Source organism: Myxococcus sp. SDU36 (assembly GCF_030168875.1).
Lineage (GTDB): Bacteria > Myxococcota > Myxococcia > Myxococcales > Myxococcaceae > Myxococcus > Myxococcus vastator.
Genome location: NZ_CP077414.1, coordinates 6,712,270 through 6,726,064 on the forward strand (window position 1 = coordinate 6,712,270; position 13,795 = coordinate 6,726,064).

The following is a 13,795-nucleotide window of genomic DNA, read 5'->3' on the forward strand; positions in this document are numbered from 1 at the left end:
TCATCTCCGAGCACGGGGCGGATTGCCCGGCTCCCTGGGACTCTCCTCATGACGTGGCTTCGCGCGCTCGCCGTCCTGCCGCTGTTCGTCTCGGCTTCGGCCTCCGCCACCTGTCCCCCGAAAGGAAGCACCCGGGAGTCACTGGCCGCCTTGAAGGCGAAGAAGTTCGCCGTCCCGGACGACGCCGAGCGCGAGGCCTTGGTGAAGGGGCTGCTCGGTTGTCTGGGCGCGCCGGACCCCGCGCTGCGAGATGGCATCGCCTACGAAGCGCTGGCGCAGTGGCTGCGCGAGGGGAAGCTCGACACCGCGGCGCTGCGTGGGCTGCGGGACGCGCTGCAAGGGATGCTCGCGGGCGCGGACGCGGAGGGCTTCCGCAAGCCGTTCGCGGCGCTCGTCCTCTCGGAGGTGGCGCGCGTGGACCGCGTGAAGCCGTGGATGACGGCGGAGGAGCGCACGGCCATGGTCGAGTCGGCCGCCCGCTATGTGGAGTCGGTCCGCGACTATCGCGGCTTCGAAGAGGTGACGGGCTGGCGCCACGGCGTGGCGCACGGGAGCGACTGGTTGATGCAGTTGAGCCTCCACCCAGCGCTGAGCCGCGCGCAGGCCGACCGCATCCTCGCCGCGGTCGCCGCGCAGGTCGTGCCGGAGCGTGCGCATGCCTATGTCTTCGGCGAGCCCGAGCGGCTGGCGCGCCCGGTCCTGTTCCTCGCGCGGCGCGGCCTCTATTCGGAGGAGGAGTGGCGGGCCTGGTTCGCCGCGCTGCTCCCCCGGCTCGGGGACGCCAGCAAGGCCTACAAGGACGGCGCGTGGCTGGCGCGGCGCCATGACCTGCGCGCCTTCCTGCTGAGCCTGTTCGTGGAGGCGGACGAGCAGCTCGCGCCCGCCATCCGCGCGGCGTTGAAGCAGGTGCCGTGAGCCGGCGCGGCCCTACAGCCGCCCGGCCTTGAGCTCCTCCACGAGGTGAGCGCTGGCGCGCACCGCGAGGGCCATCATCGTCAGCGTGGGGTTCTGCGGGCCCTGGGACGGGAAGCAGGCGCCGTCGTTGATGAAGAGGTTGGGCACGTCCCAGCTCTGGTTGTGGGGGTTGAGCACCGACGTCCTCGGGTCCGTGCCCATGCGCGCCGTGCCCACTTCGTGGATGGCCATGCCCGGCGTGGACAACGTGGCGTTGGTCTTCTCCACGGTGAAGCCGGCCGCCTCCATCATCTCCTTGCAGGCCGCCACCGCGTCCTCGGCCATCTTCAGCTCGTTGGCGGAGTGCCGGCATTCGATGTGCGCGGCGGGGATTCCCCAGCGGTCCTTCACCGTCGGGCTGAGCGTCACGCGGTTCTCCGCGCGCGGGACCATCTCCCCGAAGGGCACGAAGTGGCAGTTGTCTCCGAAGGTGAAGACCTGCACGCCGTAGCCGCGCGCGAAGTCCTGCTCCTTCGTGGCGACGTTGCGGAACTGGGGGATGTACGCCCAGCTCTGCTCCTGCCGCTGGGCCTCGGGAGGCAGGTTCATCTTCGCCTCGATGCCCAGCAGGTACGTGTGGTCCATCAGGTTGCGGCCCAGCTGTCCCGACGTGTTCGCCAGGCCGTCCGGGAACGCGCTGCCGCGCGAGTTGAGCAGCAGGCGCGTGGACTCAATCGCCCCCGCCGCCAGCCACCACCCGCGCGTGGGCCTCGTGGGACTTGCCCGACTTCGCGTCGAAATAGTGCACGCCCGAAGCGCGCCCCGTCGCCGCGTCATAAAGCACCTGGTCCACCACGGCGTTCGTGCGCAGCGCGAGCCGGCCCGTCTTCAGCGCGGCGGGCATCGTCACGGGCGCTCCCCCCGTGCGGCGGACGATGACGCGGCGTTCGGGCCAGCGGCGCTCCACCTGTTCCTTCAGGCGCTGCTCCGCGGGCGTCATGGTGAGGCCCCCCGCGAAGACGGAGTCCGGCAGCATGTCCAGGCCATCCGCGTTGTTGTGGAGGCCCATCCACCGCTCCACCGTCTCGTAGTGCGGCGCCAGCTCCGCCAGCGTCAGCGGCCAGTCCGGGCCCTGCCCATCCTGCGTGCCTGCTTTGAAGTTGAAGTCAGACAGCCGGTAGAACTGGCGCCCGTGCGCCTTCACCGACGTGCGCCCGCCCACCTGCCGCGCGCGAATCCACGTGAAGGGCTGGTCCTCCGGTGTGGTGTAGGGATTGTCCACGTCGTCGACGAAGGCGTGCGGGTGGAAGGGCCACGCGAAGGTGGTGCTCTGCACCGACTGGCGCACCTTGCGCGAGTCGTCCGTCTCCGCCAGGTAGCCGAAGGACTGGCGCAGGCGGTGGAGCATCCACAGCATCCGGTCCGCGCCCATGCCTCGGCCCGCCTCGAGCACCAGGACACGCAATCCCGCTTCCGTGAGCTGCTTGGCCGTCCAGCCGCCGCAGGCGCCCCCGCCCACCACCACGTCAAACATCGTCCTGGATGTGCCCACGGCTTTCCTGGCGCGACAGTGCCGTCTTTGATGACACTGTGAGTTGTCTACATGGAGTGTAAACTGCCCGGTACGTGGCGAAGCAACGTGAGTCCCTTCTGCACGCCTGGGGTTCAAACGCCCCAGCTCCCTTCACCGAGGTTCAACGAAGATGAAGTGGCGGTGGCTGCTGGGTGGAGCGCTTGCGCTGGGGCTGCTGGCCGCGCTGGCGGTGTTCGGTCGGGCGCTGCGTCATTCGGAGGCCTACTTCCACTACCCACGCCCCACGGCCGAGCGCCCCGCCGACTTCGCCGAGGCGAAGGACGTCTCGCTTCAGACGTCGGACGGGCTGACGCTGCGGGGCTGGTACGTGCCGTCCCGGAACCGCGCCGCCGTGGTGCTGGCGCATGGCCTGTCCCAGACGCGCGCGGACCTGCTGCCCGAAGCGCGAATCCTGCGGGCCGCGGGTTATGGCGTGCTGCTCTTCGACCTGCGCGCCCACGGTGAGAGCCAGGGCGAGTTCTCCACGTGGGGAGACCTGGAGCGCCGGGACATGCGGGCCGCGCTGGCCTTCGCGCGCGCCCAGCCGGACGTGGACCCGGAAAGGGTGGGGGCGCTCGGCTTCTCGATTGGCTCCGCGGCCGTGGCCGAAGTCGCGGCGGAGGACCCGGCGGTGCGCGCCGTGGTGCTGCTGTCCCCGTTCAACACGCTGTGGCTGGCCGCCGCGTATGACTTCCGCCGCTTCGGCTTCGTGTCGCAGTCCGGCGCGCTGGTGCCCTTCTGGCGGCGCGGCATTGCCCTGGAGGAGGTGCGCACCATCGACGCGGTGGAGCGCATCCGCCCCCGGCCGCTGCTCATCGTCATGGGGACGGAGGAGTCCGGACAGCCGCTCGCCGATGCGCTCTTCGCGAGGGTTCGCGAGTACGCGCAGACGTGGCGCATCCAGGGCGCCGGGCACGGGAACTTCAGCGCCGCCGAGCCGGAGGCGTACCCGCGCAGGCTGAAGGACTTCCTCGACGCCGCGTTGCTCGCGCGCTGAGCGTCACTCCGCCTGAGGGGCCGCGCTCGCCGTGGACTCCAGCTCCGTGAGCTGCGCCAGGAAGGCGCGGCCCTTGGCCGGGTCCGTCATGTGGATGAAGGCGGCCATGCCCTTGAGCTGCTCCAGCGACTCGCCCTCGCGGGCCGGCTTGCCCTTCTTCCGGTTGTGGATGGCGGCGCGCAGTTGGCGCACCACGTCGCGAGGGACTCGGGCCGCCGGCGCGTCCTTGCCCGCGGCATTCACGACCAGCCCCGTCACCCGCTGCCGCGTGCCCTTGCGCGCCACGCGCGTCTTGTCCGGGTGCACGCGGAAGCCCTCCGCCTCCACCACCTCCTGCACGCGCGACAGCAGCATGGCCACCGGGGGACGCTGCGTCCGCCGCGCCTTGGGCTGCTTCGCCTTCGTCCACGAGAAGGTCAGGTCGTCCGCGTAGCGCGTGTACGTGAAGCCCAGCCGCTTCGCGAGCGCGGACAGCCGCTTGTCCAGCTTCAGGCACAGCGCGTTGGTGATGCCCGGCGACGTGGGCGCGCCCTGGGGCAGCGCGCGCGGGCCCTTGGCCACGTGCAGCAGCTTGCCCCGGAACTGCACCGCCTCCCGCGGCGCCTCCGTGGAGAGCAGCGACAGCAGCGTGGACGTGCCCTCCGGCAGGCCGCCCTTGCGCAGCAGGCCCTTCACCCGGCGCCAGGTGACGGAGGGGAAGAAGTCCTTGAGGTCCACCTTCACCACCACGTCCGCGCCCTGGTGGGCCAGCGCGTTGGTGAGGATGGAGCGCCCCGCCACGAAGCCGTGCGCCGCGCCGTGCACCGGCAGCCGCTCCACGACGTTGGACAGCACCCAGCGCTGCGCTGCCTTCAGCTCCGGCTTGGGGGACGTAATCGTGCGCTGGCTGCCGTCCCGCTTCGGAATCGTCCAGCTCACGTAGTGCGTGGCCGTGTCCACCTCGCGGTGGAACGCGAACCAGCGCAGCTTGGACACGCTCAGCCCCAGCGCCTTGGCCAGCGCCTCCGCCGAGTCCAGCTCCGTCAGGCCGTTGGCCCGGGCGCGCTCCTCGCGGTGGGGCACGTCGAACGCGTCCGCCGGGCGGTCCTCCACCCAATGCACGCCCGCGCCCAGGTGGCCCACGTGCGTGGCCTTCCACGCCTCGTGCGCCTGACGCTTCAGCGCGCGGCGCTCGGTGGCCTCGGCCTTCTTCTTCTCCTTCCAGGCCTTCTTGTCCTTCTCGGAGGCGCTGGAGAAGTCCAGGTCCTCCACCGCGAGGCCCTTGGAGACGAGCTGCGCCTGCACCCAGTCGTCGGCGCCGCCCGCTTCGTCGATGGCCTTCGCGCGGACGAGGAGCGCTTCGTGCGCGAGCCGGCGGGCCTCACGCTTCGCGGCGGCGTCCGGCGCCGGAGCGGTGGGGTCGGGCGTGGGCACGGCCTGCGGCGAAGCTGCGGGGACGAACGGGTCCAGCCTGGCGGTCATGTCTGCACCTTGGGCGGGCGCGGCGATGGAAGACGGGACATGGCGCGAGCAGTCGAGGGAGGCCGGGAAAGCACCACCATCTTACCTGGGGCACGGTAGCCTCACCGGCTCTCCCCTCCTAGGCACTACGGCCGGGGTGGGTAAACGGCGGTCGCGTCGTTGGCTCCGCTACCCACCCTGGCCGTAGTGCCTAGGAGGGAGAGAGCCAAGAACAGGCTACCTTGCGGAGAGTGTCCTGCATTTCAACCGGAGCGGCGCAACGCCGCTCCCGCGCTCGAGGCGCTCAGGCTGATGCACTCCGGACCTCTCTCGGCTGCTCGCGCGTGAAGCGCACGTCGTCGTCTCTTCGTCGCACCTGTCCTGCCGGCCGCTCGCAGCGGCCGGGCCGTGGTTGATGGGTTTACACCAAGGCCGAGGCCGCGTCGATGTAGCCTTCAGCCGCCAATTTCTCCAGCCGCGCGAAATACGCCCCGCGCGCTTCGGCATCCGAGTCGAACCAGAGCCGCTGGTGACGCGACGTGCCCGTGCGCGGGCCCCACTCCACCGCCACCACCTGACCATCCAGGGAGACCCGGTACACCGTCTCCAGGCCGCTCTCCGCGTCCCGGCGCACGTAGGCGCGCGTCTCCGCGCGGATGAGCTTGCGGCCCTCGGGCGTCTGCCGCAGCGCCTCTTCCTCCGCCCGGCGGCGCGCGTAGGCCAGCCGCAGCGCCAGCAGGTGCTCGCAGGGGCCCTCCCGCAGGCCGGAGCGCCGGTGGTGCGGGCACCCGCAGCTGGCGTCCTTCACGCGGCCCTCCAAGTCCAGCGTGAAGCTGGGGAAGAAGCTGCGCAGGGCCTCGCGGTCCACCACCTCGCCGTGGATGCGGAGGCCTTCGCCCACCACGTCGTGCACCTTGGTCAGCTTCACCTCGCCCGCGCCCGGCGCGCCGTCGCCGCCCAGCAGGCGGTGCGCCCGCGCCTCCAGCGCGTTGCCGTAGCGGATGACGGTGGCGTCCACCGGCGTGGGCATCAGCTCGCGCGGACGGTACTGGCCGCGCGCCACGTCGAAGAGGATGCGCCCGCGCAGGCACTCCAACTGGAGCGCCGCGCGCACGGACTCCTTGGGCGCGCCGGCGCTGGCGGCCAGCGTGTCGAAGGGCAGGGGGCCTTCGGTCCGCAGCCGGTCGCGGAGCCGCTCCGCCAGTCCGTCCGGCACCGCGCGGGGCATCAGCACGTCGAAGGCCGCGGCGGAGGACCAGCCGCTCTCCGTCCAGCCCGTGAGGCCCAGCGTCAGCGTGGCCGCGCCCATGTCGATGACCCAGAACACCGGCAGGCCGGGGCCCATCAACTGCACGCGCACGGACTTCGCGTGGGGCAGCAGGCGCGCGAGCGCGGCCAGGCGCTGACGGCCGAAGGTGCGCACCACCGCGGGCGCGGTGCCGTTGTACGTGCCGCCGTGGCACTCCAGCACCAGCTCCCACGGCTCCAGCACCAGCCGGGGCGGGGCGCCGGGCACCAGCTCGAAGCGCAGCGCGCGCGGGGCCTTCTTCGCCTTGCGAGCGCGCAGGGCGAAGAGGAGGTTGTACAGGTCGATGGGCGCCAGCTCGCAGGTGCTCGCGGGCAGCGTGGCGGCGGACTGCACCTGGAGGAAGCCGCGCAGCCAGGCGTGGGGCACCTCCACGTTGCGCGGGGCGCGGGCCGGCTGGGAGGCCGGCGTGGCCAGCGCGACGTGGGCCTCCAGGGAGACGGGCACGTAGGTGCGCAGCCGGTCCACGCGGGCGGGCAGCTCCGGCGGCACGTCCAGGAAGGTGGAGCCGTGCGCGGCCTCGCGGCCCTCGAAGAGGCGGTTGTCGAAGGACAGCCGGGCGTAGGCGCTCTCGTCGCGGGAGAAGACCTCCAGCGACACGCTGTCGGGGTCCACCGTGAGCACGGGGTCCAGCACCGCGTCCTGCTGCTTCTCCCCGTCCAGCGCGTTGTCCAGGAACGCCTTCTGCGCCTCCCAGATGAGCGCGCTGGCCCGCTTGCCCTGCTTCATCAGGTAGGCGAGGTACGCGGTGCGGTCCTTGCCCCGGTAGCGCAAGTCGCTGGCGAGGATGCCGAAGGTGGCGGCCAGCGCGTCGCGGAAGAGGGCGGCGTCGGTGACGCGGCCGCTCACGCCCACGGTGCCGCGCGAGCCCTCCAGGGCCAGGCGGACGCGCGAGCCGTCCGTGCCGGACTCGACGTCGCTCGCGGTGGCGTAGCGCAGCTCGACGGGGTGTCGGGTGGCGGTCGTCACGACGGGTTTCCTTCCTTCCGGTTCCGGGCGCGCTCAGCGGCCCGGCGTGCTCGTTTGTGGGCGCGCCACGCGGCCTTGCGCAGCTCCACGGTTTGCGACTTGTCGAAGGCGGCCTCGTGCAGCAGCTTCGCCGCGTCGTCTCCGCCCAGGCGGCCCAGCGCGGCCCACGCGTCCTGCCGAGTCTCCGGCTTCGCGTCGGTGGCCAGGGACTTCAGGGGCTCCAGCGCGTGGGCGCCCAGCAGCGTCGGCACCGACAGCCGGCGGCCCTCGGAGGTGGCCAGCAGCTCCCGCGTCGTCCGGGCGCCCATGGGGCCGAAGGCCACCGCGTCGAAGGGCTTCACCTCCAGCGCCCACGCGGTGGCGCGCTCGGGGGCGAGCTTCGCCAGGGCGTCCGCCGCCGCCGCCCGCACCCGCGCGTCCGGGTCCACCAGCGACTTGCGCAGCGTGTCCGCCGCGGCGGCGCGCTCCTTCTCGTTCGTCAGCACGGCCGCCGGGGCCTGTCCGGTGAGCGTCAGCGTGCCCCCCGGCGTGCCCAGCCGGCCCAGGGCGCGCGCGGCCTCCTGGCGCACGGTGCCCGGGGCCGCCGTCTCTCCCCCCTGGAGGAGGGTGCGCGCGGAGTCGGCCAGGCCCGCGGTGCCCAGCCGGGAGCCCGCCCACAGCAGGCGCTCCCAGGCGGCCTCCAGCGCGGCGCGCCTGGACGGCGCGGCGGAGGTCCAGTCCGTGGCCGTGCGGCGCTCGGCCGTCACCAGCGCGCGGGACAGCGCGGCCAGGTCCACCGCGCCGGGCTCGCGGGCCTCACCCGTCCAGGTGCCCACCAGCAGCGCGGCCTCCTGGCGGGCCTCCGGCTTGTCGTGGCCCAACAGCGCCACCACCTCCGGCAGGGGCAGGGCGCCCCGGCGTGCGAGCCCGCGCCGCAGGCGCAGCCGCAGCGTCACGTTGTCCAGCGTGGCCAGCCGGGGCACCAGCAGCGCCGGGTCGCCTTCGTTGGCGAGGTAGGCCGCGGCGGGCGCGGAGATGTCCGGGTAGCGGCTGGCCACCGCGTGGAACTCCACCCGCGTGCGCTCGGTGGGGAACAGCACGTCGAGCGCCTTGCGCGCCTCCTTGCGCAGCTCCTGCTGGGGCGCGTCCAGCGCGGCGGCCAGGGCCGTCTCCGCCGCGGTGTCCTTGAGCTTCCCCAGCTCCTGCGCCGCGGTGAGCTGCACCGGCAGCGCCGTGCCCGTGTCGCCGAGCAGCGCCTCGATTTTCACGCGGGCGCGCTCGCCGCCGATGGCGCGCAGGCCCCTCACGCCGGCCTGCTGCAGCTCCAGCGTGGCGCCCTCCACCGCGGCGGCCTCCACCTTCTCCTCGACGCGGCGGCGCTCCTCGCCGTCCGGCAGCTTCGCGGCGAGCCGGCCCAGGCCCTCGATGGCGGCCGACACCATGCTCGGCTCCACGGGCGCTTCCGCCGTGCCGCCCGCGGCCACCGTCTCCAGCTCGGCCAGGGCGCGCGCGTCACCCAGCGTGCCCAGGGCCAGCAGGGCCCGCTCGCGCTGGCCGTCTTCACCCGCGCGGGCGTACAGCATCAGGGGCCGCAGCGCGCTGACGCCGCCCTTGAAGGCCACGCCCTCGGCGGCCGGCAGCATCAGCTCGCGCGAGCCGCCGCGCAGCACCGCCTCCAGCGGCTCCACCGGAGCGCCGTGCTCGGTGACGCGCCTGGCGTAGCGCTCCACCGCCTCCGCGCCCACGGACGCGAAGCGGTCCGAGAAGAGGCTGGCCAGCAGCTCCGACTGGCCGGCCTCGGCGCCGTGCTCCAGCTCGCGCAGCGCGGCCAGCCGCACGGACATGTCCTGGTTCTTCACCGCGTGGCGCAGGAAGGACACGGCCTGGGCCGCGTCGCGCTTCTTCACGTCCGTGCCGGCCACGTTCATGGCGGCGGTGACGCACGCGCCGCGGACCGAGCCCTCCTCGTCCGCCAGGCACTGGCGGGACAGCACGTCCAGCGCCTCGGCGCGGCGGGTGTCGCCCAGGGCCGTCACCAGGCGCTGCCGCTCACCGGCGTCCTGGGTCGACGTGAGCCGGGCGGCCAGCGCGGCCACCGCGGCGGGCGTGGCCAGCCGGGACAGGGCCTTCGTGGCGCGCTTCGCGGCGTTGGCGTTCTCCGCGCGCAGGAAGGTGGCGAGCACCTCCACCGCGCGGTCATCGCCGCGCCACGCCAGCAGCTCCGAGGCGCGCAGGCGCAAATCCTCGTGCTCGCTGGCCATGGCGCGTCCCAGCGCCTCGGTGACGCGCGAGTCGTTGGCGCCCGCCAGCCGCTCGATGACGCCCACGCGCAGGTCGGCTTGCTCGCTGCCCAGCGCGGCCAGCAGCGGCTCCAGGCTGCCGGGCGGGCTGAGCTTCTCCAGCAGCTCGAAGGCGTAGCGGCGCACGTCCGTCAGCGGCGAGTTCAGCGCGGCGGTGATGCGCGGCTTCGCGGCGTCACCCCGCGTGGCCAGCTCATCCAGCGCCGCGCGCGCCACGTCCGGCGCCAGCGAGGCCAGGGCCAGCGCCAGCGGCTCATCGCTCCCGGCGGGGAACAGCTCCTTCAGCCCGGTCAGCGCGGCCTTGCGCACCAGTTGGTGAGGGTCTTCCAGGGCGCGCAGCAGGGCTGCCACGGCGGCGGGCGTGCCGGCGAAGCCCTCCAGCGTGAGCTTCACCACGCGGTCCACGGCGTCGCGGCGCACGCGGTGGCTCTCGTCGTCGCCCGTGGACACCTGCCGCAGCAGGCCGACGTAGGCACCGAAGGCCAGCCGGCGCAGGTGCTGCCGCTCGGCCTGGGCGGAGGCCTCGGGCGAGGCGGCGGGGGCCTCCGTCTTCACGGCGGAGAAGATGCGCCGCAGCCAGTTCTTCGCGGGCGTGGCCTGCGCGGGCGAGCCGGTGGGGGCCGTCTCCGGCTTCCAGGGCGCATCCAGCGTGCTCGGCCGCGCCACCTTCCTGGCGTGTCGGAAGTACTCCAGCGGCTTGTCGCGCAGCTGCAGCACCTGGGCCGCCGCGTAGCGCTGCTCGGGCTGGAGGCTGGACAGGGCCTCCGCGAGCCCGACGACGTACTTCACGCGCTCCTCTTCGGCCGGCCAGTCCTTCATGTCGGCCACCTTCTCCGGCCGAGGCGGCAGCAGGGCCTCCACCAACTGGGCGCGCGCCGCGTCCGGCTCCGTGCGCAGCTCCAGCGCGCGGGCGGCGGCGTAGCGGACCTCCGGCCTGCCACTGGAGAGGGCGCTGGTGAGCAGGTCGGGCGGCTCGCCCCTGCGGCTGGCGCGCAAGTCACGGGCGAGGACGATGGCGAACACCATCTCCTGCACCTCGCGGGCGCGGTCCTCCAGGCCGTGCAGCAGGCCGCCGTCACCCTCCGGGCCCAGGGCCGCGAAGGAGAGGATGGCGCCCAGCCGGATGGGGAGGTGGTCGTGGCGCAGGTTGCCGGTGAGCACCGGCAGGGCGCGCGCGTCACCCAGGCGGGACAGGCCGTCCGCGGCCCAGGAGCGCACCGCCACGTTGGCGTGGCCCAGCGCGTCCAGCAGGAAGCCCTCGTCGCCCCGGCGGGCGGCGGTGGCGAGCCCGCGGCCGCCCTGCTCCTGGAGGTCGCCCAGTTCATGCGGCAGCAGCACGGTGGCGAAGAAGGTCAGCAGGCGCCGCGAGCCCAGCGACGCCAGGGCCCGCGCGGCGCGGATGCGCAGCGGCACCAGGAAGGCCGGAGGGTAGAGCCGCTCCAGGTCCTTGTCGGTGATGAAAGCGCGCATCGGCTCGATGATGTCTTCGGCGCCACGCGGAGCCAGCAGCTCCACGGCGCGCACGCGCACCGGCAGCGGCGCCGCGGAGAGCCCGGCCAGCAGGGGCCCGTTCTCGTCGGGCACCAGCTTGTCCAGCGCCTCCAGCGCGGCTACGGCGACGGGGACCTCCTCGTCCTGGACGCGCTTGAGCAGCGGCGAGCGCAAGGGCTCGATGGGGGCGTGGATGGCGCCCTTCGCGGCGTGCTCCCGCAGCGGCGCGTGCGAGGTGGCGAGCGCCGCGAGGTGGGCCTCCGCGTGCTCCTTGCCCACGTGCTTCACCCACGCGTCATACGCGGCGGTGGCCACGCTGGTGTCGCGGTCCTCCACGGCCTTCTTCAGCCGCTCCAGCGCCCAGCCCTCGGCGGCGCGCTGCGCCAGCACCTCCACCGCGCGGTGGCGCAGGTCGGGGAAGCGGCCCGCCAGCGCGCGGTCCAGCGCCTTCTCCGGCGCCTGCTCGTTCCAGGCCCACAGCGTGCGGAAGGCCTCGCCGCGCACCTTGCCGGACTCGTCCTCCAGCGCGTCACCCAGCAGCGGCTCCGCGCCCGGCGTCGAAGCACCCAGCTTCACCAGCCGGTCCAGGCCGCGCACGCGCACGTCCTCGTGGCCCGAGCGCAGGGCGGCCTCCGCCGAGGCCAGCGGCGCCTCCGCGTCCAGCGCCACCACCGCGTCCAGCGCGGCGGCGCGCACGTCCGCGTCCTCGTCGTCCAGCATCCACACCAGCCGCTCGCGAGCGCGCGCGTCCTGGAGGGCCTGGAGGGAGGAGGCGGCGATCCGGCGAATGGTGGCGTCCGGCTCGCGGGAGAGCTGGAGCAGCGCGCCCAGCGCCCGCGCGTCACCCAGCTGCGCGAGGCCGCGCGCGCCGTGCACGGCCGTGTCCGGCGTGCGGCAGGCCATGGCGGCCAGCAGCGGCTCCAAATCGCTCTCGGTGAGGGCCGCGCCCGAAGTGCCCTGCGCGGGCATCGCGTCGCGCGCGGCCTGGAGCTCCGCGTCGGTGATGGGCGGAGTGCCCGCGACGCCCTGCGCTCGGCGCGCGTGCTGAGCCAGCCAGCGGGACACCTCCTTGGTGCCCCGGGCGAAGCCCTCTTCACGCGACTCCAGCGCGTGGGACAGCGCCCGGCGCTCCATGACGCGTACGGTGAAGGCCGCGCGGCGAACGCCGAGGTCCGCGTCATCCAGCGCGCGGCCCACCAGCGCCTGGAGCTGCGCGTGCCCGAGCAGCCCCTTCGCCGCGGCGCGGACGAGCACATCGATTTTGAGCAGGGCCGGGCCGCGCTCGAAGGCGGTGCGCAGCGGCTCGGCGCCGTCGCCCGGCACCACCTGGGTGAGGGCGTCCAGCGCGGCCAGCCCGACCGCGGCATGGCTGTCCGCGAGCTGACCGGCGATGAGGCCCGGCACCAGCGGGGACGTGCCGCCCAGCTTCGCCAGCAGCTCCAGGCCCAGCACGCGCACCTCTGGGTGCTGCGAGCCCAGCGCCGCGCGCGGCGCGGACAGGGGCGACTCCGGCTCCAGCGCGACGAGCGCTTCCAGCGCGGCCTTGCGCACCATCGGGTGCGAGTCGTCCAGCCGCTCGCGCAGCTTGGGGCGCGCGGCGGTGCGGCCCTTGTCCGCCAGTTCGCGCACGGCGAGCCGCCGGACCTCCACGTCCTTCTCCGTGGCCAGCACCTGGAAGAGGAAGTCCAGCGCCTCCGGCTCCTCCAGCGCGGCGGCCTCGCGCACCGCGGCTTCGCGGCGGGGACGGCCGGCCTTGAGTGACTCCGTCAGCAGGTCGATGCCGTGCTGGGACGTGTCGTGGTCGCCCGCGGGCGAGCCGTCCACCGCGAGGCCAAAGCGGTGCGCGCGGCGGTCATCCCCGCCCGTGAAGATGGAGCCCAGGGACGTCTTCGCCAGCCGCGGATTGACGGGCGGGGCGAAGGCGAGCGCCTGCACCGGCTTTCCACCCGCGTCGAGCGAGCGCGGCTTGCGGCGCGCGTCCAGGCGCCAGACCTTGACCTGGCCGTCGCTGCCCGCGGACCACACGCGGTCGCCGGGCTCTTCCTCCCCCGGCCCGGCGGTGGGCGTGGGCGGGAAGAGCAGGGCGAGCACCGGGCCGGCGTGGCCGGTGTCCTTCTCGCCGCGGACCTCGAACTCCACCGTGCCCACGAGGTACCAGATGCGCAGCTTGCTGTCGTCACCGGCGGACACCAGCCGGCCATCGCGCGGCGTGAAGGCGAGCGCGCGCACGGCGCCTTCATGGCCGGCCATGTCGCGCCGCGCGCCCGTGGCCACGGTGAAGACGTGCACCACGCCGTCGTCGCCCGCGCCCGCCGCGTAGGTGCCGGAGGGGTCCACGGCCACCGCGCGCAGCGGCTGGGTGGACGCCGTCCACTCGTGCAGCTTGCGCGTGGACTCCCAGTCCCAGGCGCGCACGGCGCCGTCCGCGCCCGCGCTGAAGAGCAGCGTGCCATCCGCGCTGGAGGCCAGCGCCGTGACGCCGCCGGGGTGCACGTCGTTGAGCTGGAACTGCACCTGTCCGTCGGACACCGCGCCGATGCGCAGCGTGCCATCCGCGCCGGCCGCGGCCCACTGCCCACCGGACAGGGCGAGCGCGTTCACCGCGGAGGGCAGCTCCGTGCTCCACAGCACCTTGTTGGTGCCCGGCTCGAACGCGGTGAGGCGACTGGCGGTGGAGGCGCGCGCGCCGCCCACGAGCAGCAGGCGCGCGTTGGCCGCGAGTGCACGGACCTTCTCGATGTTGCCGATGGCGAGTACGGGCATCACGCTCCTCAGTGGCTGCTCTTCTTAGCACCAGCGCCCTCAATAGAAGAGCGCGCAGTGCGGGTGTTCGCGGCGGCCGCGCG

7 protein-coding genes are annotated in these 13,795 nt (G+C 74.0%); 2 read left to right on the forward strand and 5 right to left on the reverse strand.

Translation table 11 applies throughout. The features are described 5' to 3' along the window. Positions 1-48: 48 nt before the first annotated feature. Positions 49-915, forward strand: a complete 867-nt coding sequence (locus KGD87_RS27295) for a DUF2785 domain-containing protein (RefSeq protein WP_284663762.1) — start codon at positions 49-51, stop codon at positions 913-915. 12 nt (positions 916-927) lie between these two features. Here the strand turns inward: KGD87_RS27295 and KGD87_RS27300 are convergent, their stop codons facing one another. Beyond that, a complete protein-coding gene (locus KGD87_RS27300) occupies positions 928-1,539 on the reverse strand; it encodes a GMC family oxidoreductase (RefSeq protein WP_284663763.1) in 612 nt (203 codons plus the stop codon). An 85-nt stretch (positions 1,540-1,624) separates the two neighbouring features. Further along, a complete protein-coding gene (locus KGD87_RS27305; RefSeq protein ID WP_284663765.1) occupies positions 1,625-2,446 on the reverse strand; it encodes an NAD(P)-binding protein in 822 nt (273 codons plus the stop codon). 151 nt (positions 2,447-2,597) lie between these two features. On the opposite strand from KGD87_RS27305, the gene KGD87_RS27310 reads away from it, so the two are divergent. Further along, entirely contained in the window at positions 2,598-3,464 is an 867-nt protein-coding gene (locus KGD87_RS27310; protein ID WP_284663767.1) for an alpha/beta hydrolase, read from the forward strand. 3 nt (positions 3,465-3,467) lie between these two features. On the opposite strand, the gene KGD87_RS27315 is transcribed toward KGD87_RS27310, so the two are convergent. From KGD87_RS27315 to KGD87_RS27325, 3 genes are all read right to left on the reverse strand, one after another. After that, a complete protein-coding gene (locus tag KGD87_RS27315) occupies positions 3,468-4,925 on the reverse strand; it encodes a reverse transcriptase family protein (protein ID WP_284663769.1) in 1,458 nt (485 codons plus the stop codon). A gap of 400 nt (positions 4,926-5,325) precedes the next feature. Next, the gene (locus KGD87_RS27320; protein ID WP_284663770.1) at positions 5,326-7,179 is read right to left on the reverse strand and encodes an SWIM zinc finger family protein; all 1,854 of its coding nucleotides are present in this window, start codon (positions 7,177-7,179) and stop codon (positions 5,326-5,328) included. Beyond that, a complete protein-coding gene (locus KGD87_RS27325) occupies positions 7,176-13,712 on the reverse strand; it encodes a HEAT repeat domain-containing protein (protein WP_284668697.1) in 6,537 nt (2,178 codons plus the stop codon). Before KGD87_RS27325 ends, KGD87_RS27320 begins: the two co-directional genes overlap by 4 nt. Positions 13,713-13,795: the final 83 nt, after the last annotated feature.

Coding starts and splice junctions, on each gene's coding strand:
- KGD87_RS27315 (WP_284663769.1), bottom strand. CDS start 4,925: ATGACCGCCAGGCTGGACCCGTTCGTCCCCGCAGCTTCGCCGCAGGCC.
- KGD87_RS27300 (WP_284663763.1), bottom strand. CDS start 1,539: ATGGACCACACGTACCTGCTGGGCATCGAGGCGAAGATGAACCTGCCT.
- KGD87_RS27325 (WP_284668697.1), bottom strand. CDS start 13,712: ATGCCCGTACTCGCCATCGGCAACATCGAGAAGGTCCGTGCACTCGCG.
- KGD87_RS27310 (WP_284663767.1), top strand. CDS start 2,598: ATGAAGTGGCGGTGGCTGCTGGGTGGAGCGCTTGCGCTGGGGCTGCTG.
- KGD87_RS27295 (WP_284663762.1), top strand. CDS start 49: ATGACGTGGCTTCGCGCGCTCGCCGTCCTGCCGCTGTTCGTCTCGGCT.